Below are 22970 nucleotides of genomic sequence, written 5' to 3'. Positions count from 1 at the left end.
ATGGCTGACACGGCAAAGCCGAGCTTACGCGATCTGGATCCCCAGCAGATGAGAAAGCTCGTCGCGCTGGCCAGGAATCGTGGCCGGAGTGACGCCAGTGCCATTCCGGTGGTGGCGCGGAGCGGATCGTTGGAAATGTCCTTTGCGCAGCAGCGGCTCTGGCTGCTGGCGCAGCTCGATGGTACGAATTCCAGCTATCACATTCGCGGAGCATTGCGGCTTACGGGCGAGCTCGATCTCGAAGCCTTGCGTCGCAGCATCGACCGTGTGTTCGCGCGCCACGAAGCGCTGCGCAGCGTCTTTCGCGTACTGGACGAACAGCCGCGCGTAGTGCTGCTGCCCACGGATGAGCGTGTGCCGCTGCTCGAACATGATCTGAGTGGCCGGGACGATCGCGAGCAGGAGCTGGCGCGCCTCTGCCGCGAGGAGGCCGCGACGCCGTTCGATCTCGCCGCAGGACCGTTGGTCCGCGGTCGCCTGATCCGGATGGCGGAGGGAGAGCATCTCTTCTTGCTCACCCAGCATCACATCGTCTCCGATGGCTGGTCGATCGGCGTGCTCATGCGCGAGCTCGGCGCTCTCTACCGGGCATTCGCCGCCGGCAAGGACGATCCTCTGCCGCCATTGGCAATCCAGTATCCGGACTATGCCGTCTGGCAGCGGCAATGGCTGTCCGGCGAACGCTTGCAGCGGCAGGTCGACTATTGGCGAGAAGCACTCGCGGACGCTCCTGCCGTGCTTGAATTGCCGACGGATCGGCCGCGTCCGCCAATCAGGTCGCTCGCCGGGGCGTCCCTGCCGATCGAGATCGATGTGGAGCTGGCCTCCGGCATCAGGCGACTGAGTCAGTCGCATGGCGCCAGTGCTTTCATGACGGTGCTGGCGGCCTGGGCAGTGGTGTTGTCGAGACTCTCCTCGCAGACCGATATCGTCATCGGGACTCCGACGGCCAACCGAAATAGGCCGGAGATCGAGGGCCTGATCGGATTCTTCGTCAACATGCTGGCTGTCCGCGTTGATCTCTCGGCGGAGCCCAGCGTGGCCGAACTGCTCCGCCGCGTGCGCGCGGCGGCGCTCGCGGCGCAGGATCATCAGGACCTACCGTTCGAGCAGGTCGTCGAGATCGTCCAACCGCTGCGACGGCCGGAGCAGACACCGGTCTTCCAGGCCGTGTTCGCCTGGCAAAACAACGAGAGGGGGCCTCTCGAGTTGCCCGGCCTCAAAGCCGAGGTCGCTGATATTCCGCTGCAACAGGTCAAGTTCGATCTCGAGCTCAATCTCGGCGAGATGGACGGGCGCATTGTCGGCTCCCTGAATTATGCGACGTCGCTATTCGACGAAGCGACGATCACGCGCCATCGGGGCTATCTGTTGACCGTGCTGCGGGCGATGATCTCCGATGCGGACCAGGAGGTCGACCGGATCGATATCATTGGTGCCGATGAGCGCAGGCGCGTTCTCGACACTTGGAACGAGACGGCCACGCCGTTTCCCTCCGAAAGCTGCATTCAAGATCTGTTTGCGGAGCAGGTGAGAAGGGCGCCGGACGCCATTGCGCTGGCATACGAGGACGTTCGTCTGAGCTATAGCGAGCTCGATGCGCGGGCGAACAGGCTTGCGCGGCACTTGATCACCTTGGGAGTGGTGCCGGATCAGCCCGTTGCGATCTGCGTGCCGCGGGGCATCGCAATGGTGGTGAGCCTGCTGGCCGTGCTGAAGGCGGGCGGCGCCTATCTGCCGCTCGATCCCGCTTATCCTGCGGAGCGGCTACGTCAGATTGTCGACGATGCCAGGCCGCGCCTGCTGATCGCAGACGCCACAGGACGCGCGATCATTCCAGATGGGACCTGCGAGATGGTCGACCCCGACGCAGACGCAGGGCTGGCGACGTCGGATCCGAGTGTTCTCCTCGAAGGCCTGACTGCGCGAAGCCTCGCCTACATCATCTACACGTCCGGCTCGACCGGTCGGCCGAAGGGGGTGATGGTCGAGCACCGTGGCCTGGTGAATTTGGCGTTGGCGCAGCGGGCATTGTTCAACATCAATTCGAGCAGTCGCGTCGTGCAGTTTGCCTCGCTCAACTTCGATGCCAGCATCTGGGAAATCGTCATGGCCCTGTGCTCGGGCGCCGCGCTGTTTCTGGCCGGCACGCGCGAGCATCAGGACACCGCGGCATTGTTCGGCTATCTCGCGGACAATGCGATCACGCATGCGACCTTGCCGCCGGCGATGCTGCACGGGCGGACCGATCTCGAACGGCTCGCCTCGTTGCGGGTTCTCGTTCTTGCCGGTGAATTGCCCAGGGCCGAGCTGGTCAAGGGATTGCCTCCTGATATTGCCGTCTTCAACGGTTATGGGCCGACGGAAGCAACGGTCTGCGCCACGAGCTGGTTGCGGCATCGGGGCTTTGATGGCGACGCGGCTCCGATCGGTCGACCGCTGCCGAATGCGCGGATCTATCTTCTGGACCGGTTCGGTGCGCCCGTTCCGCTCGGTGCGGTCGGTGAAATCCATATCGGAGGGGTCGGCATCGCGCGCGGTTATCTCAATCGCGCCGATCTGACGGCGGAACGCTTCGTGCGCGATCCCTTCTGCGGCGATGCGGATGCACGCATGTACCGCACCGGCGATCTCGGCCGCTATCTCCCGGACGGCAATATTGCGTTTCTCGGCCGCAACGACCACCAGGTCAAGATCCGTGGCTTTCGTATCGAGCTCGCTGAAATCGAGTTTCGGCTCAACGAGCACGCCGACGTTGCCGATTCAATCGTGCTGGTGCAGCGCAATCATGGCGGCGATATGCGGCTGGTCGCCTATGTGGCCGTTAGGGGGGGCGTAAGGCGCGATGGCGGAGAGCTTGCCAGCGCGTTGCGCGATCACCTGCGTGCGTGTCTGCCGGACTACATGGTGCCGTCAGCGTTCGTAAGTCTCGATGCACTCCCGCTCACGCCGAATGGCAAGGTGGACCGCAAGGCACTGCCGGCGCCGGAGAACGATGCATATGCGCGGCGCCGTTTCGAACCGCCGCGAGGCGAGGTCGAGCAGATTGTCGCAAATATCTGGGCCGAGCTCTTGGGCGTCGATCGGATCGGACGCAGTGACCACTTCTTCGAGCTCGGCGGCCACTCGCTGCTCGCAGTGCGCATGCTGGAGCGATTGCAGCGGCATGCGCTGAGGGCGGATGCGCGCATGCTGTTCGCGAAGCCGGTGCTGGCGGAATTTGCCGCCAGCCTCGATGGCGGCGTAGAAGCCGACGTTCCGGTCAATCAAATCACCCGGCAGACGACGGCGATCACACCGGAATTGTTGCCGCTGATCACGTTGACGCAATCCGACATCGACAGCATCGTGGCCGACGTTCCTGGCGGCGTCGCCAACATCCAGGATGTCTACGGCCTCTCGCCACTTCAGGATGGCATTCTCTTCCACCACCTGCTGTCGAAGGAAGGCGATCCCTATCTGCTGGTCGGCCGAATGGCATTTGCCAGCCGCGACCTGCTCGATCGCTATCTCGACGCGGTCCGGCAGGTGGTCGCCCGTCACGACATTCTGCGAACGTCTATCGTGTGGAGCGGACTGTCCACGCCGGCACAGGTGGTTTGGCGGCAGGCGTCCTTGGTCGTCGACGAGGTCGTGCTGGATGGCGAAGGCCCTGGGGATGAGCAGCTCGCGCGACGATTCGATCCGCGTTTGCATCGGATCGATCTCGGACGGCCGCCGCTTTTGCGATTTGCGGTCGCGGCCGATCCGGGTGGAGAGCGCTGGCTGCTTTTGGTCCTGCTGCATCATTTGATTGGCGACCACTCCACGCTCGAAGTGATGCACGACGAGGTCGGGAAGATCCTGTCCGGGCGGAGCCACGAATTGCCGCCGCCTTATCCGTTCCGGAATCTGGTGGCACAGGCGCGCGGATCGGCGGCGACCAAGGAGCATGAGCGCTTCTTCCGCGGCATGCTCGCCGACATCGACGAGCCCTCCACGCCGTTCGGCCTGGATCGGGTGCACGGCGATGGTGCCGGTATTGCCGAAACCCGGCTGATGCTGCCCGAGAGCTTGAACGCAAGGCTTCGTGTGCAGGCGCGGCGGTTGGGCGTCAGCCTGGCCAGCCTTTGCCATCTCGCCTGGGGGCAGGTGGTGGGGCGAACCAGTGGGCGCGAGCAGGTGGTGTTCGGGACTGTTTTGTTCGGTCGCATGCAGGCCGGCGCCGGCGGCGATCGCACCATGGGCCTGTTCATCAACACCTTGCCGCTGCGGCTCGACCTCGACGACACAGCGGTCGAGGACAGCGTCCGTGATGCGCATGGTCGGCTGACCGAGCTGATGGCGCACGAGCACGCCTCGCTGGCGCTTGCGCAGCGATACAGCGGCGTCGCGGCGCCCGCGCCGCTGTTTAGCGCGATCCTGAACTACCGGCACAATGCGATGCCGGCCGATTTGGCTGCCGGCAGAGAGCACTCCGGCATCGAATGGCTCGGTGGTGAAGAGCGCACCAATTATCCCCTGATGCTGGCGGTCGAGGATTATGGCCAGGCGCTTGGCCTGACCGCCCAGATCGTCCATCCGTTCTCGGCCGATCGCATTTGCGCCATGATGCAGCAGGCACTCGATCAATTGGCCGATGCGCTGGATCGCGCGCCGCGTGCGCCGGTCCGGCAGCTCGACATTTTGCCCCCCGACGAGCGGCAGCTGTTGCTGGAGACGTGGAACCGGACGCAGGCGCATGATCGGCGACAGTCGTTGATCGAGCAATTTGAAGCACAGGTCCGGAAGTCACCTGAGGCGATCGCGCTGGTGTTCGGCGAGGCGGAGCTGAGCTATGCCGCGCTGAATGCGCGCGCCAACCGGCTGGCGCGACGATTGCGGGATCACGGCGTCGGGACCGAAATCGTGGTCGGGCTGGCGCTCGACCGCGGCGTCGAGATGCTGGTCGCGCTGCTGGCGGTGCTAAAAGCCGGCGGGGCCTATTTGCCGCTCGATCCGGATTACCCGCCGGAGCGGCTGGCTCATATGCTGCGCGACAGCGGCGCGGCGCTGGTGCTGACGCAGACGGAGTTGCGCGATCAGTTCGCCGCCGTGCTGGCGGAGACCGGCGCCGAGGCCTGGATGCTCGACGCTGCGGACGGCGAGGGCGGCGATGCCGCCAATCTCGATGTCGCCGTTCACGGTGAGAGCCTCGCCTATGTGATCTACACCTCGGGCTCGACCGGCCTGCCCAAGGGCGTGATGGTCCGTCATGACGCGGTGACGAACTTCCTCGCGACCATGGCGGAGCAGCCCGGCATGACGGCCGCCGACCGGGTGCTTGGCCTGACCTCGCTGTCCTTTGACATCGCAGTGCTTGAGCTCTGGCTGCCGCTGACGATTGGCGCCTGCGTCGTGCTGGCGGATCGCGCGGCCGCGCATGATCCTGCCAAGCTCAAGGCGATCGTGGAGCGGCATGGCGTGTCCCTGATCCAGGCAACGCCGTCGACCTGGCGGATGCTGCTCGATCATGACGGCCCTGCGCTGCCGGCGAGCTGCCGGGTGCTGTGCGGCGGCGAGGCGCTGCCGCCGGATCTGGCGCGGCGGCTGGTGGCCCAGGCCGGCGAGGCCTGGAACCTGTACGGCCCGACCGAGACCACGGTGTGGTCGGCGCGCCATCGGCTCGATGCGATGGATGATCGTCCGCTGCTGGGCCGCCCGATCGGCAACACCACGCTTTACGTTCTCGACGGTGACCTCAACCTCGCGCCGGTCGGCGTCGCCGGCGAGCTCTATATCGGCGGGAGCGGGCTCGCCCGCGGCTATTGGCAGCGCGGCGGCCTGACGGCGGAGCGCTTCATCCCTGATCCGTTCGGTCCGCCGGGGGCGCGGCTGTACCGCACCGGCGATGTGGCGCGGTGGCGATCCGACGGCGTGCTCGATTATGTCGGCCGTGCCGATTACCAGGTGAAGATCCGCGGCTTCCGCATCGAGCTCGGCGAGATCGAGGCGCGGCTGCAGGCGCAGCCGGGCGTCCGCGCGGCCGTGGTGGTGGCGCGCGAGGCCGGCACCGGCCGCCAGCTGGTCGGCTATGTCAGCGGCGAAGCGCTGGATGGGGCGGCGCTCAAAACGGCGCTGTCCCCGGTGCTGCCCGACTACATGGTCCCGGCGCGGATCGTGGTGCTGGAGCGTCTGCCGCTGACGCCGAACGGCAAGATCGACCGCAAGGCATTGCCGGCGCCGGATCAGCTCGCGCCGTCCGCCCAGCATGTGGCGCCGCGCACGCCGGTGGAGGTCACATTGGCCGCGATCTGGGCCGATCTGCTGCGCCAGCCCAATATCGGTGTCACCGACAATTTCTTCGAGCTCGGCGGCGATTCCTTGATCGCGGTCCAGCTCGTCAGCCGCATCAAGCGGGATCTCGGCCACGACCTGCCGCTCAATCGTCTGTTTGAATTGACGACCGTTGAAACCATGGCTGCTGCGCTGGGCCTGGAGAGCGAGATCGACAAGCGAAGCGACGACATCGTAGCGATGCTCGACCTGTTGAAGGAAGTCGAACTGTCCCATGAGTGACACGGCAACCACGCAAAAGCAGCAGCTGCGCGACATTTCACGGCGCTTGATGCGTCTCGATTCCGGCAAGCAGCACGCGTTCGTGTCGCAGCTCGCGGCGAAGGGCGTCAACCTCGCCATGCTGCCGATCGTGCGCCAGGGGCGAAAGCGGGCGCCGCTGTCCTTTGCGCAAGCGCGCCTCTGGTTCCTGTGGCGGATGGATCCGTCCAGCGCGGCCTACAACATATCAGCGACGGTGCGCGTGCGCGGCCAGCTGCAACCACGCGCATTGCAACAGGCGTTCGATATGCTTGTCGCCCGCCACAGCGCGCTTCGCACCGTCTTTCGGCAGGAAGGGGAGCAGGCCGAACAAGTCATCCAGGTTCCGCAGCCGGCCGCATTGCGGCACCTGGCCCTCGATGGCGACGACCGCGAACGGCAGGCGCGCGAGCTTGCGCGGCAGGAGGCTTCGCTGCCGTTCGATCTCGAGGCCGGCCCGCTTATGCGCGCGACGCTGCTGACGCTGGACGAGGGCGATCACTTCCTCGTCGTCAGCCTGCACCATATCGTGGCCGACGGCTGGTCGATGGGCGTGCTGGTTGACGAGTTCTGGAAACTGTACGCGGCATTCGCTTGCGGTGAAGAACCGGCGCTGCCGGAGCCGGAGATTGACTATGCCGACTACGCCGAATGGCAGCGGCTCTGGATGAGTGCGGTCGATGGCGAACGGCAGGTCGGCTACTGGACCAGGCGTCTCGCCGATCCGGCGGTGCTCCAGCTGCCGATCGACCGGCCGCGCCCGGCGGTCCCGGATCTGGCGGGATCGGCACATCGCATCCCACTCGACCCGGCGCTAGCCGATGGCTTGCGCGGACTCGCGCGGCGGCATCGCACGACCCTGTTCGCGGTCCTGCTGGCGAGCTTCAAGCTGCTGCTCTATCGCTACACCGGGCAGTCCGACATCAACATCGGCGTGCCCGTCGCCAACAGGCATCGCGCCGAAGCGCGCGGCGTGATCGGTCTGTTCGTCAATACCCAGGTGCTTCGCACGCAGATCGACGGCCGCGCGGCGATCGCGGACTTCATTGCGGCGGTTCATGCGGCCACTGTCGAGGCACAGGAAAACCAGGACCTGCCTTTCGAACGTCTGCTCGAAATCCTTCGGCCCACGCGCAGCCTGAGTCAGAATCCACTGTTCCAGGTCCTCTACAATCACCAGCGCCGTCGGGCGTCGGCTAGTCCATCGGATCGGACCGGTCTCCAGATCGAGACGATCGATACGGAGGTCGATGCCGTCAAGTTCGACCTCGCGCTCGATACCGAGGAGGGGCTGTCAGGCGAAATCCGCGCCGTCTTTACCTATGCGGCGGCGCTGTTCGAGGCGGCGACGATCGAGCGTCTTGCCGCGCATTGGACCACGACCCTGAAGGCCATGGTCGCCGACGACGCGCAAGGGATCGCCGATGTGGCGTTGCTGTCCGAACAGGAACTGGGGCAGTTGCGGCAATGGAATCGCGCCGACGAAACGGCAAGCTCATCGTTCACACCGGTGCATCGGACGGTTGCACGGCTGGCCGCCGAAACGCCCGACGCGCCGGCGCTGGTCTTCGGTGACGATGAAATCAGCTATGCCGAGCTCAACCGCCGCGCCAACCGGCTTGCGCACCACCTGATCCGCCTCGGTGTCGGGCGCGACGACCTTGTCGGCGTCTCGGCACGGCGTTCGCCACACCTCGTTGCGGCGCTGCTCGCCATCTTGAAGACGGGTGCAGCCTATCTGCCGCTCGATCCCGAACATCCGGCGAGACGCCAGATCGGCACCCTCCGCGATGCCGGTGCGCGCGTCGTGCTGATTGACGCGGATGGGTCGGCGTTGACGCCGCCGCCGGCTGGCGTCGAGGTCGTTCCGCTCGGTGCGATCGATCTCGCCAAGGAGAGCGAAAGCGATCCCGAGATCGCGGTGGTGCCAACCAGCCTTGCCTATGTGATCTACACCTCCGGCTCCACCGGCATCCCCAAGGGCGTCGCGGTCGAACACGGTCCGTTCGCCATGCACTGCGAGGTGACGGCCGGGCTCTACGACATGGATCGGCACTCGCGCGAGCTGCACTTCCTGTCCTTCACCTTCGATGGCGCCCATGAGCGGCTCTGGACCGCACTGACCTGCGGCGCGGCGCTCGTGATGCGGGATGCGGACCTGTGGTCCGCCGAACAGACTATCGAGGTTCTGCGCCGGCAGCGCGTCACCAATGCCGGATTCCCGCCCGCCTACCTGCAACAGCTCGCTGATTTCGCGATGTGGCGTGGCGATCCGCCGCCAGTCGAGTTGTACTCGTTCGGCGGCGAGGCGATGCCAAAGGCCGGCTTCGACAAGGTCAAACGCGCGCTCAAGCCGCGGGCATTGATCAACGGCTACGGGCCGACCGAAACCGTGGTCACGCCGCTGGTCTGGAAGGTCGATGCGAGCGAGGAGATCGACGGCAATTATGCCCCGATCGGTCGCCCGGTGGGCCGCCGCTCGGCCTACATCCTGGACAATGATTTCAACATCGTCCCGGTCGGCGTGACCGGTGAACTGTTCATCGGCGGCGAGGGCTTGGCGCGCGGTTACTGGCAGCGCGCCGAGCTGACGGCCGACCGCTTCGTCCCTGATCCGTTTGGCGCGCCGGGCGCGCGGCTGTATCGCACCGGCGATCTGGCGCGGTGGCGCGCCGATGGCGTCATCGAATATGTGGGCCGGACCGATCATCAGGTGAAGATCCGCGGCTTCCGGATCGAGCTCGGCGAGATCGAGGCATGGTTGATGCGGCAGGCCGGCGTGCGGTCGGCCGTGGTCGTTGCCCTTGAAGCCAGCGTCAGCCGTCAGCTGGTCGGCTATGTCGCCGGCGATGGGCCGTTCGACGAAGCGGCGATGCGTGCGGCGCTCTCGGATGAGCTGCCCGACTACATGGTGCCGGCCCGCATCGTGCGATTGGACCGGCTGCCGCTCACCGCGCACGGCAAGGTTGATCGCGACGCCCTGCCGGCGCCTGAGATGCCGGCCGCAACCACCGCGCATGTCGCGCCGCGCTCCGCAGCCGAGACGGTGCTCGCTGCGATCTGGGCCGAGCTGCTCGGCCAGCCCGCCATCGGCGCCACCGACAATTTCTTCGAGCTCGGCGGCGATTCCATCATCTCGCTGCAGCTGGTCGGTCGCGCGCGCCAGGCGGGCCTGCTGATCGAGCCGCGTGACGTCTTCCGGCATCAGACCTTGCAGGATCTGGCGCGCGTGGCGCGGAGTGAAGACAAAGCGGAGATCGTCGCCGCTGAGATCGATCTCGACGGCCGCGAGCACCTGCTGCTGCCGATCCAGTTGCGGTTCCTCAGTGAGGATGCAGGGGACCGTCATCACTGGAATCAGGCCGTCCTGCTGATGCCGAAGTCGCGGCTCGACTGGAAGCTCGTCGAGCTCACGCTTGCCGCTCTTGTCGCGCATCATGCGGCCCTGCGCCTGCGCTTCGAGGAGATTGATGGCGGTTGGCGCGCGACGTACGGCGCTACACCGCCAACGTCCGAGCTGCTGTGGATTCTTGGTGACCTCCAGGATGCCGCCGCAGTCACGAAGGTCGCCTCACAAGCTCAGGCCAGCCTGTCGCTGGCCGGGCCGCTGTTGCGTGTGGTCGGCATGGATCTCGCGGACGGCAGCCAGCGGCTTCTGGTGGTGGTGCATCATCTCGTCATCGACGGCGTGTCATGGCGTGTGCTGCTCGAAGACTTTGCGACGGCGTACGATCAGCTCCGCCAGGGCGCGGCTTCAGTCGCACTGGCGAGGAGCGACTCTTATGCATCCTGGGGCGCGCGATTGCAGGCCTATGCTGCAACCGACGAGCTGGCGGCCGAGCTCGACTATTGGCTGGAGCGGGGATCGCATGTGGCGTTTCCCTGCGATGACGATCATGGCGGGGTCGACCGGGTTGCAGACGGCGATGAAGTCCTGCTGGCGTTCGACGCCGGATTGACCACGCGGCTGCTGAAGGAAGCCCCGGCCGCCTACCGCACCCAGGTCAATGATCTCCTGCTGGCGGCACTTGCGCGAGCGGTGTCACGCTGGGGCGGGATTGAGGATGTCGTCGTTGAGCTCGAGGGCCATGGCCGCGAAGACGTCTTTGCGGGCGCCGATGTGTCCCGCACCATCGGCTGGTTCACCACTGCTTTTCCGGTGCGGCTGTCGGGTGGCCCCGAGGACGATGCCTCTCTGATCAAATCCATCAAGGAGGAGCTTCGGGCCGTTCCCAACCGCGGGCTGGGGTACGGCATCCTGCGCCATCTCGGCACCGAGGCGCAGCGGAGCGCCCTGGCGACACGCCCTGAGCCGCGCATCGTCTTCAACTATCTCGGCCAGTTCGATTCCAGCATGGGAGAGAGTGCCCCGTTCCGCCTCGCGCCCGAGAGCTCGGGGCCGATGCGCAGCGAAAGCGCGCCACTCGGCCGCTGGGTCAGCATCAACGGTCAGGTCGGCGAAGGACAATTGCGCCTGTCGTTCAGCTATGGCCGCAGGCGTTACCGGCGCGCAACGATCGAACGTCTCGCCGAGCATTACGCGGCTTCCTTGCGCGAACTCGTCGCGCATTGCACGGGCGGCGCCCGCGGCATCACGCCGTCGGACTTCGCCTTGTCGAACCTCAAGCAGGCTGATCTCGACGCGCTGGTCGCGACGATCGACTGCCGCGAGATCGAGGACATCTATCCGCTGTCGCCCATGCAGCAGGGCATGCTGTTCCATGCCCTTCGTGATGGCGAGAGCGGCAATTACGTCAACCAGATCGGCCTGGAGGTCCGTGGTCTCGAGGCCGGCAGGCTGCGCGCAGCCTGGCACGAGATCAGCTCGCGCCACGCCGTGTTGCGAACCGGATTTGCGTGGCGCGAGCTGTCGGGGGCCGCGCAGCAGGTGGTCTATCGCTCTGCGCCTTTGCCATTCGAGGAAGAAGACTGGCGCTCGCGGGCGGCCGCCATGGAAGAGGAGGAGCTGCGGGTTGCGCTCGCGGATATTGCGCAAGCCGAACGTACCAGGGCATTCGATCTGTCTCAGGCGCCATTGCAGCGGGTCCGGCTGATCCGGCTCGACGAGGCACGCCACTGGCTGATCTGGACCCATCACCATATCCTGCTCGACGGCTGGAGCGCCGCGCGTCTGATGGCCGAGATCCTGCAGCACGAACGCGGTGCGCGACTATCGGCCGTGAAGGGCCGCTACCGCGACTACATCGCGTGGCTGCAAAGGCAGGACCGCGACGCGTCCGCGTCGTTCTGGCGATCGGCCTTGGCCGAATTGGACGAGCCCAGCTTCCTAGCGGACACGCTGGGAGGACCTGCGGCCAACGGTGCTTCCGGCCATGGCTCGTCGGACCTGCTGCTCACGGCCGACCTGACGGCAAGCCTGCAAGCCTTTGCGCGGCGCGAGCGCGTCACGCTGAACACGCTGGTGCAAGGCGCTTGGGCGCAGCTGTTGCGCCGCCACACCGGTCAGCGCGCGGTCTGTTTCGGTGCGACGGTCTCGGGCCGGCCGGCGGAGATCAGCGGGGCCGAGGAGATGGTCGGCCTGTTCATCAACACGCTGCCCGTCGTCGATCAGGCAAGCCCGCAAACCGAGATCGGAGCGTGGCTGCGCGATCTCCAGGCGCGCAACACGGATCTGCGCGATCACGGCTGGATGCCGCTGTACGAAATCCAGCGTCTTGCCGGCCGTTCCGGACGCGCGTTGTTCGACAACATCCTCGTGTTCGAGAACTATCCGATCGATCAGGCGCTACGGGGCGAGAGCGAAAGCGGACGCCGGTTCGGCCGGGTCGAGCAGGTCTCGATCACCAACTATGCGCTGACGGTGGCGGTCTTCGCCAAGCCCGACGGCATCAATCTGGGCTTTCGCTACGATCGCAGCCGCCTCGACCACGATCATATCAGATATCTGCAAGCCTCGCTGTCGCAACTGCTGGCCAGGATCGTGGCGGACGCCTCGCGGCCGCTGGGCGCGCTGGACAGCCTCGATGCCGATGAGGAGCAGAGATTGCTCGGCTGGGGCGGCAGCGCCGAGCGGGCACCGAAGCTTGGCGACACTATCGTCGCGCAGATCGAAGCCCGGGCCGCGGCTTCGCCATCGTCGATCGCGTTGATCTTCGGTGAACGGCAGATCAGCTATGGCGAGCTGAACGCGCGTGCCAATCGCCTGGCATGGCGGTTGCGGGAGCACGGGATCAGTCGCGACCGGCTGGTCGGCTTGGCGCTCGAGCGCAGCATCGAGCTGATCGTCGGCGTCCTGGCCGTGCTGAAGGCCGGAGGCGCCTATCTGCCGCTCGATCCCGACTACCCGTCCGATCGCCTGCTCCACATGCTGCGTGATAGCGGAACGGCGCTGGTGCTGACCCAGGAGCGGCTGCTTCCGCACCTGGCGTCTGTGATCACGGATGCGGACGTCGAGGCCTGGACAATCGACGGCGAGGCTGAAGCTCGGATCGGCGCGCCTGCCGGCAATCCCGACCCGGCGCTTCATCCGGACAGCCTGGCTTATGTGATGTACACATCAGGCTCGACCGGCGTGCCCAAGGGCGTGGCCTGTTCGCATCGCGCGCTGGCGGCGCGGCTTGACTGGATGGAGGCGGAGTATCGTCTCGATCCTGCCGAGACCTTGCTGCACAAGACCCCGTTCAGCTTCGACGTCTCGGTTTGGGAGATATTTTGGCCGCTCGCAACCGGCGCGCGGCTCGTGATCGCGGCTCCAGGCGCGCATCGCGAGCCGCGACTCCTGGTGGACGCCGTCATCGCCCACGACGTGACGACGCTCCACTTCGTGCCGCAGATGCTCGAGCATTTCGTGACCGAGCCCGGCGCGCCGCGCTGCACCTCGCTGAGGCGCCTGTTTGCTGGCGGCGAGGCGCTGTCACTCGATCTCATGACGCGTGTGCGTGCGGCGTTCCCCCATGTGCGGTTTGACAATCGCTACGGTCCGACCGAGGCTCTCATCAACGCCACGTATTGGACCTGTCGCGACGAGGATGGGACGCGCGTGCCGATCGGCCAGCCCATTCCCGGCGTGACGATCCGCATCCTCGACGCCGATCTGAACATGGTTCCGGCAGGCGTGACCGGCGAGTTGTTCATCGGCGGGGCCGGTTTGGCGCGGGGCTATTGGCGGCGCGAGAAGCTGACGGCGGAGCGCTTCATTCCCGATCCGTTCGGGCAGGAAGGCGAACGGCTCTATCGGTCGGGAGATCTGGCGCGTTGGCGCGCTGATGGCGCGATCGACTATGTCGGACGCGCGGATCACCAGATCAAGATCCGTGGCTTCCGCATCGAGCTCGGTGAGATCGAGGCGCGGCTGCTCGAGCAGCCCGGTGTTCGTTCCGTGGTCGTGGTGGCGCGAGAGATCGGCGCCGGCCGGCAGCTCGTTGGCTACGTCAGCGGCACGGCGGAGTTGGAAGAGGCTGCGCTGCGGACAGCGCTGTCGGCCGTCCTGCCGGATTACATGGTGCCGCCGAGAATTGCCGTGCTGGAGCGGCTGCCCTTGATGCCGAGCGGCAAGGTTGATCGCCAGGCGCTGCCGGCGCCCGACATGGCCCATGGCCATGCGGATCATCAGGCGCCACGCACGCCTGCGGAGATCGCCTTTGCGGCGATCTGGGCCGAGCTGCTCGGCCGGCCGGCCGTCGGCCTCACCGACAATTTCTTCGAGCTCGGGGGCGATTCCATCATCTCGCTCCAGATGGTGAGCCGCGCCCGGCGCGCCGGATACCTGATCGAGCCCCGCGACGTATTCCAGCATCAGACGCTCGAAGCTCTGGCGCGCGCGGCGCGGACCGAGCAGCGCACGGGGACGCTCGCCGATCAGGGGCAGGTCATCGGCCCGCATCCGCTCTTGCCGATTCAGTCCCGCTTCTTTGCTGAGGACATGGAGAATCGGGATCATTGGAACCAGGCTGTGCTCTTGCATCCGCGAGAGCGCCTCGACTGGAACGTGATGCGGCGCGCGCTCGCCGCCGTGGTCGATCATCATGATGCGCTACGCCTGCGCTTCGAGCAGAAGCAAGGAAGCTGGTATGCCGAGCACGGCGCTGCTGTTGGCGCGGAGGAACTGCTCTGGGTCCGGCAGGCGGCCGGCCGCGATGCCGTGACGGCGCTGGCATCGTCGGCGCAAGCAAGCCTGTCGATCTCCGGCGGGGAGCTGTTACGGGCCGTCGGCATCGATGTCGCTGATGGCAGCCAGCGTTTTCTGATCGTGATCCACCATCTCGTGGTCGACGGGATGTCATGGCGCATTCTGCTGGAGGACGTCGCGTCCGCTTACAGGCAGCTTGCGAAGGGTGACGCCGCGGCCGCGCTTCCGCCCAAGACTCATGCTCACGCGCTGTGGGGTCAGCGCTTGCGGGCTTACGCGACCTCGCCAGAACTGGCGACGGAGTTACCCTACTGGACCAGCCGCTGTGCAAATGCGGACGTTCCCTGCGACGAGGACCACGCGGGCAACGATCGCATCGCCGATGCCGATGAGGTCCTGCTGTCATTCGAAAGTGAATGGACGCGGCGCCTGCTGACGGATGCGCCATCGGCTTATCGTACGCAGATCAATGATCTCCTTCTTGCCGGCCTTGCACGCGCCGTCTGGCAGTGGAGTGGGCAGGACGACGTTCTCGTCGAGCTGGAGGGGCATGGCCGCGAGCCTCTCGCTGGCGATCTCGATCTCTCGCGCACGGTCGGCTGGTTTACGACGGCCTTTCCCGTGCGGTTGGCCGGTGGCTCGGAAGTTCCTTCGTCATTGATCAAGACCGTGAAGGAGGAGCTTCGCGGCGTTCCCGGCCGCGGACTGGGCTACGGCGTATTGCGCTATCTTGGCTCCGAAGAACAACGTTTGGCGCTATCGCATGCCGGCGAGCCGAAGATTGCGTTCAACTATCTCGGCCAGATCGACGGAGGCGATGAGGCGGCGCTGTTCAAGATGGCAGCGGAAAGCGCGGGCCGATCGCGGGATGCATCGAGCCCGCTGCGACGCTGGCTGACCGTGAACGGCACGGTGCGCGATGGTCGGTTGTTTCTATCGTTCGGGTTCGGCCGCAAGCGCTATCGGCGCGAGACGGTCGAGCGGTTGGCTGCGTTGTACGAGGCTGCGTTGCGCGAGCTGGTCGATCACTGCACCGGCGGCGCTTGCGGTCTGACACCATCGGACGTGGCGTTGTCGGGGCTGGGTCAGACCGAACTCGACAGGCTTGCGCTTGATTGGCGCGAGATCGAGGACATCTATCCATTGTCGCCGATGCAGCAAGGCATGTTGTTCCATGCGATGCATGACGGCGAGAGCGGGCTCTACGTCAACCAGGTCGCGGCGGAGATCCGTGGGCTGGACGCCGGAAAGCTGCGCCGCGCCTGGCAGCCAGCCAGCGATCGTCACGCGGTGCTGCGGACGGGATTTATTTGGCGTGACCTGTCCGGCGCGCCGCAACAGGTCGTCTATCGACGGGCCGAAGTGCCCTTTATCGAGGATGACTGGCGAGCACGGAGTGCGACCTGGGACCAGGCGCAACTGGATGCGGCGCTGGCCGACCTTTCGCGGCAGGAGCAGGCCGCCGGCTTTGACCTGTCGCGGCCGCCCTTGCAGCGCGTTCGGTTGATCCGGCTCGGCAACGACAGGCATTGGCTGATCTGGACGCATCATCACATTCTGCTCGATGGGTGGAGCTCGGCGCGGTTCATCGCCGAAGTGATGCAACATAACGGCGAGGGGCGCCTGCCGCCGTTACGGCACCGCTATCGCGACTACATCGCGTGGCTGAAGAGCCGCGACAGCGACGCATCGGCGGCGTTCTGGCGCAATGCGACGGCTGGGCTGGTCGAGCCGAGCTTCCTCGCAGGCAGCCTGGCCGAAGGGGGGGACGTGGAAACGTCCGGCCATGGCATGCTTGCGCTGGAGCTGGATCCTGCCATGACCGGACGGTTGCAGGAATTCGCGGCGCGCGAGCGCATCACGATGAACACGCTGGTGCAGGCGGCATGGGCGCAGTTGCTGCGACAGCATACCGGGCAGGGCACGGTCTGCTTCGGTGTCACCGTCTCGGGCAGGCCGCCCGAGCTCGCCGGCGCCGAAGAGATGGTCGGCCTGTTCATCAACACGTTGCCCGTGATCGACGGCGTCAGCCCGCAGCAGGCCGTCGGTGCATGGCTGCACGAGTTGCAGGATCGCAATCTGGCCCTGCGCGAATTCGGCGCGACGCCGCTCTACGAGATCCAGCGGCTGGCAGGGCGCCCCGGACGGCCGCTATTCGACAGCATCCTGGTGTTCGAGAATTACCCGGTCGACCGCGCGCTGATCGGACAGAACCGGCAGATCCAGGTCGGCGAAACCCGGATCGTCGAGAGCAGCAATTATCCTTTGTTCGCCAGCATCGGCGTCGATGAGCGCCTGCGCCTCGTCTTCAACTATCAGCGCAAATATTTCGACGAGGCCCAGATCGCACGGCTGCAGCGAACCTTTGTGCGGCTGATCGAGGCGCTGAGCATGGATGCCGATCGACCGGTCGGGATGATCGCGGCCCGCGACCCCGCGGATGACGTCCTGCTTGCACGGGCGAACGATACGCGCCGGGATGAACCGCGCGAAGGGATCATTGCGCAGTTCGAGGCACAGGTCCGGAAGTCGCCGCAGGCGATCGCGCTGGTGTTCGGCGAGGTGGGGCTGAGTTACGCTGCGCTGAATGCACGCGCCAACCGGCTGGCGCGGCGCTTGCGGGATCACGGCGTCGGGACCGAAATCGTGGTCGGGCTGGCGCTCGACCGCGGCGTCGGGATGCTGGTCGCGCTGTTGGCGGTGCTGAAGGCCGGCGGGGCCTATCTGCCGCTCGATCCGGATTACCCGCCGGAGCGGCTGGCGCACATGCTGCGCGACAGCGGCGCGGCGCTGGTGCTGACGCAACAGGGATTGCACGATCAGTTCGCAGCCATCCTGGCGGAGACTGGCGCAGAAGCCTGGCTCGTTGATGGACAGGACGGCGAGGGCAGCGATGCCGCCAATCTCGATGTCGCCGTTCACGGTGAGAGCCTCGCCTATGTGATCTACACTTCGGGCTCGACCGGTCTGCCCAAGGGCGTGATGGTTCGCCACGACGCCGTGACAAACTTCCTCGCGACCATGACGGAGCAGCCCGGCATGACGGCTAGCGACCGCGTGCTCGGACTGACCTCGCTGTCCTTTGACATCGCAGTCCTGGAGCTGTGGCTGCCGCTGACGATCGGCGCCTGCGTCGTGCTGGCGGATCATGCGGCCGCGCATGATCCCGCCGGGCTCAAGGCGATCGTGCAGCGGCATGGCGTCTCCCTGATCCAGGCAACGCCGTCGACCTGGCGCATGCTGCTCGATCACGACGGTCCTGCGCTGCCGGCGAGCTGCCGGGTGCTGTGCGGCGGCGAGGCGCTGCCGCCGGATCTGGCGCGGCGGCTGGTGGCCCAGGCCGGCGAGGTCTGGAACCTGTACGGCCCGACCGAGACCACGGTGTGGTCGGCGTGCCATCGGCTCGATGCGGCGGACGATCGTCCGCTGCTCGGCCGCCCGATCGGCAACACCACGCTCTACGTTCTCGACGGTGACCTCAACCTCGCGCCGGTAGGCGTTGCCGGCGAGCTCTATATCGGCGGGAGCGGGCTCGCCCGCGGCTATTGGCAGCGCGGCGCCCTGACGGCGGGGCGCTTCATTCCCGATCCCTTCGGTCCGCCGGGGGCGCGACTGTACCGCACCGGCGATGTGGCGCGGTGGCGATCCGACGGTGTGCTCGATTATGTCGGCCGTGCCGATTACCAGGTGAAGATCCGCGGCTTCCGCATCGAGCTCGGCGAGATCGAGGCACGGCTACAGGCGCAGGATGGTGTCCGCGCGGCCGTGGTGGTGGCGCGCGAGGCCGGCGCCGGCCGCCAGCTGGTCGGCTATGTCAGTGGCGAAGCGCTGGATGGGAGGGCGCTCAAAACGGCGCTGTCCTCGGTGCTGCCCGACTACATGGTCCCGGCGCGGATCGTGGTGCTGGAGCGCCTGCCGCTGACGCCGAACGGCAAAATCGACCGCAAGGCATTGCCGGCGCCGGATCAGCTCGCGGCGTCCGCCCAGCATGTGGCGCCGTGCACGCCGGCGGAGGTCACATTGGCCGCGATCTGGGCCGATCTGCTGCGCCAGCCCAACATCGGCGTCACCGATAATTTTTTCGAGCTCGGTGGTGATTCCATCATCTCGCTGCAGATGGTGAGCCGCGCGCGGCGCGAAGGCGTGCTCATCGAGCCGCGCGACGTGTTCCGGCATCAAACCATCGAGGCGCTGATTGCGTCGTCCCGAGATGTCGAGCCCGACAAGGAAGACCGCGCATCGGAGCGCGGTTCGCTGGCGGGACTCTCCAGCGAGCAGCTCGAACGGCTCGGTCTGAACTGGAGCCGCGTCGAGGACGTCTATCCGCTGTCGCCGATGCAGCAGGGCATGCTGTTTCACAGCCTGCGCGATGCCGGCAGCGGCGTTTATGTCAACCAGGTCAGTGTCGAGATCCGGGGCCTCGACCCGGAACGGCTCGGCACAGCGTGGCGCGAGGTGAGCGCGCGTCATCAGATGCTGCGGACCGGCTTCCTCTGGCGTGAGCTCTCCGGCTCCCCGCTGCAAGCCGTCTATCGCGACGCCATCGTGCCGTTCGCACAGGAGGACTGGCGAGGGCAGGCGATCAGTGATGAAAGAATTGCGGCGGCTCTTGCCGATGAGCGCGCCGCCGAGTTCGATCTCCAGAGGCCGCCGCTCCAGCGGGTGCGGCTGTTGCGCCTCCAGGACCACCTGTATCGGCTGATCTGGACCTATCATCACATCCTGATGGACGGCTGGAGCTCGGCAAGGTTCGTCGGAGAAGTCCTGGAGTGCTATTACGGCGGCGCTGCTGCCGCGAACGCGACGCGCTACCGCGACTATATCGCCTGGCTGCAGGCGCAGGACGCCAAGGCTGCCGAAGCTTTCTGGCGTGAACAACTCAGGAGCTTTGATCAGCCAACGCAGCTCGCCGACGCCTTCGGCGCGCGCCGCCATCAGGCATCCGGCCACGAACGCTGTTACACGCGTCTCGGAGAGGCCGCGACCGCGGAGCTGAAGGCGTTCGCGCGCCGCGAACGGATCACGCTGAACACCGTCGTCCAGGGCGTGTGGGCGCTGCTGCTGCAACGCTATACGGGCCAGAACACAGTCACATTCGGCGTAACCGTGGCCGGTCGTCCGGCCGGTCTCGACGGATCGCAGCAGATGCTCGGGCTCTTCATCAACACGCTGCCCGTGATCGATACGATTCCGCCCGAAAGCCCGATCGGAGAATGGCTCCGCGCGCTGCAGGACCGCAATTCGGCGATCCGGGACTACGAGCACACGCCGCTCTATGACATCCAGGGCTGGGCCGGCCGCGCCGGTCAGACCATGTTCGACAGCATCATCGTCTTCGAGAACTATCCGATCGAACGCAGCATGCACCGCGGCGCAGGCGCATTGCAGTTCAGCGGCCTCAAGAGTGTCGACGTGACGAACTATCCGATGGACCTCTCGGTGCTGGTCGAAGACACGCTCCAGGTCGAATACACCTATATGCCGAGTCATTTCACCGCAGCGCAGGCGGCGCAGATCAAGGCGCAGTTCGAGCTCTTGCTGGCGGAGCTGACGCGGGATGCCACGGTCTTGCTTGGCAGCATCCATCCCGTCACAGAGCTCGACGCCGCTCTTGCGGATCGTTGCAACCGCCACGCGACGTCGAGCGCTCCGCTGCCGCTGGTACATGAGGCGATCAGCAGCCATGCGCATCGTCATCCGGAGCGGACGGCGCTGACCATCGGCAGCTCGGTGCTCTCGTTCGGAGACCTCGAGCGCAGGGCCAACCGCCTGGCGCATCACCTGATCGCCCGGGGGCTCAAGCCCGAGCAGCGCGTCGGCGTGGTGGTCGAGCGAACTGCTGCCACGATGATTGCGCTGCTGGCCGTGCTCAAGGCGGGTGGGGCCTACGTTCCACTCGATCCCGAGCTGCCCTCGGAGCGGCGCGCGTTCGTCATGCGCGATGCCGCAATCGCGTTCCTGTTGACGGGTCCGCTCGAAATCGAGGGCAGCCCGGACGGCATGGAGCGAATTTCCTTGTCTTCGTTCGAGTTCGACGCGGGACCGGACCATCCGCCGCAGCCCGAACTGCATCCGGAAAACCTTGCCTATTTGATTTACACCTCGGGCTCGACGGGGACGCCGAAGGGCGTCGCTGTCGCCCACGGTCCGCTGGCGATGCACTGTCGCGTCACGGGCAGCCTCTACGAGATCGACGAAAGCTCCTGCGAGCTGCATTTCCTATCGCTGGCCTTCGACGGCGCTCATGAGCGCTGGCTCACAGTTCTGTCGCATGGCGCACGGCTGTTGATGCGTGACGCCGAATTGTGGACGCCGGAACAGACCGTCGAGAACCTGCACGCCCATCGCGTCAGCCATATCGGATTGCCGCCGGCCTACCTCCAGCAGGTCGCCGATTGCGTCGAGCAGAGCGGCAATCCACCGCCGGTCAAGCTCTACTCGTTCGGCGGCGAGGCGATGCCGAAGGCGGGCTTCGACAAGGTCAGGCGCGTTCTCAAGCCACGCATTCTGATCAATGGTTATGGTCCGACCGAAACCGTCGTCACGCCGCTGGTCTGGAAAGTCGATGGCGCGTCGGAATGCGACACGCCCTACGCGCCGATCGGCGTGCCGGTCGGAGATCGCCGTGCCTACATTCTCGATGCCGCGCTCGACATTATTCCCGCCGGCGTCGCCGGCGAGCTTTATCTCGGCGGCTTTGGGCTGGCACGGTGCTATCACGGCAAGGCCGGTATGACCGCAGAGCGCTTCGTGCCTGACCCATTCTCGTCGGCCCCGGGAGCGCGGCTGTACCGCACCGGCGATCTGGCGCGATGGCGCGAGGACGGCACCGTCGAATATCTCGGCCGCAGCGATGACCAGGTCAAGGTCAACGGTTTCCGGATCGAGCTCGGAGAGATCCAGACCTCACTGCTCCGTCACGAGGCAATCGCGCAGGCCGCGGTGGTGGCGGTGCCGGGTGCAGCCGGAAATCAGCTCATTGCCTATGTCGCGCCGAAGGCGGCAGATGACGCCGCGCCTGATGCGGCCGAGACGCTGGTCGAGCGCTTGACCGGTTTCCTGAAGCTCGTCCTGCCGGCCTATATGGTGCCGGCTCGGATCGTGGTGCTGGAGCGGTTGCCGACATTGTCGAGCGGCAAGATCGACCGGCGTGCATTGCCGGCTCCCGATGCGTCGATGCGGAGCTTCGTCCCCCCGCGAACCCCGGCAGAGATTGCAATGGCGCGCCTGTGGTCCGAGATCCTGGAGGTGCCGCAGGTCGGCGTCACCGACAATTTCTTCGAGCTTGGCGGCAATTCAATCCTGTGCCTCAAGGTCGTGGCGCGGGTCCGTCAGGACAAGACGTTCGGGATCGAGATCAAGCTGCGGGATCTGCTTCAGAAGCCGACGATCCGCGCCTTGCTCGCCGGCAGCGCCACCGCGGCGTCCGCCGTCGCATCCGCGCCATCGGCGCTGCTGCCGCTGAATGCCGCGGCTCGCGGCGTGAACCCGGTCTTCGCTGTGCATGGCGGCTTCGGCACAGTGTTCGAGTACGGGCCGCTGGCGCGCCGCCTCGAAGGGCACCGGCAGCTGATCGGGCTGCAATCGAGAATGCTGGTCGATCCCTCGTGGACCGACGCCTCCCTCGAAGCCATGGCCGTGGACTACGCGGCCGAGATCCGGCGGATGCAGCCGCGCGGTCCCTATAGCCTGGTCGGCTGGTCCTTGGGAGGACTGCTGGTCGGTCTCGTCGCGGCCGAGCTCGAACGCGGCGGTGAGCGCGTCGATCGTCTCGCGCTGGTCGACAGCTTCGTGCCGCGGCAGCCGGACGGATCGAACCGGCAGGAGTCGATGGCACACTGGGCCGACGATCTCGCAGGATTGCTGGCTGCGGTTCTTCCGAGCGCTGCGGCCTCTCGCATCAAGGCGCAGGTCGAGGCAGCGAAACGCGCTGATTTGCCGGAGACGCCGGAGCGGATCCGCGATCTGGTCGCCTCTGTTGTGGAGCAGAGCAGGAGCGTGAGAGCGAACGACGCCTCGCTTGGCGCCGATGATTTGTCCGCTGCATTCGCAGTCGGACGGCACCTCAACAGGCTGGCGCAGAACACAGCGCTGCCGCGGGGCCTGGAGGCCACGCCGCTCTGCTGGTGGACCTCGACCCGTCTGGCACAGCGTGATCGGCTGGAATCGCAGTTGCCGAAGGCGGTCGATCGCGGCTTCGTCGGCGAGAACCATTTCACGATCCTGAGGGATGCCGGCCTGCTCGGTGAGATCTGCGGTCTGCTCGTGCCGGCGGAGGCGTCGACGATCGCGCAGGATACGGTCCCGGAGCCAGCGGAGTAAGTCT

General features: G+C 66.2%; 2 protein-coding genes. Both read left to right on the top strand.

Translation table 11 applies throughout. The features are described from left to right. Positions 1-6537, top strand: a complete 6537-nt coding sequence (locus tag I6F21_RS20625) for a non-ribosomal peptide synthetase (RefSeq protein WP_225183393.1) — start codon at positions 1-3, stop codon at positions 6535-6537. Beyond that, positions 6530-22966, top strand: coding sequence for a non-ribosomal peptide synthase/polyketide synthase (locus tag I6F21_RS20620; RefSeq protein WP_225183392.1), 16437 nt, complete (start codon positions 6530-6532; stop codon positions 22964-22966). Before I6F21_RS20625 ends, I6F21_RS20620 begins: the two co-directional genes overlap by 8 nt. Positions 22967-22970: the final 4 nt, after the last annotated feature.

The organism is Bradyrhizobium sp. NBAIM03, from assembly GCF_020194055.1.
Lineage (GTDB): Bacteria > Pseudomonadota > Alphaproteobacteria > Rhizobiales > Xanthobacteraceae > Bradyrhizobium > Bradyrhizobium yuanmingense.
This window is presented reverse-complemented; position numbering and strand designations above follow the sequence as displayed.

Coding starts and splice junctions, on each gene's coding strand:
- I6F21_RS20625 (WP_225183393.1), top strand. CDS start 1: ATGGCTGACACGGCAAAGCCGAGCTTACGCGATCTGGATCCCCAGCAG.
- I6F21_RS20620 (WP_225183392.1), top strand. CDS start 6,530: ATGAGTGACACGGCAACCACGCAAAAGCAGCAGCTGCGCGACATTTCA.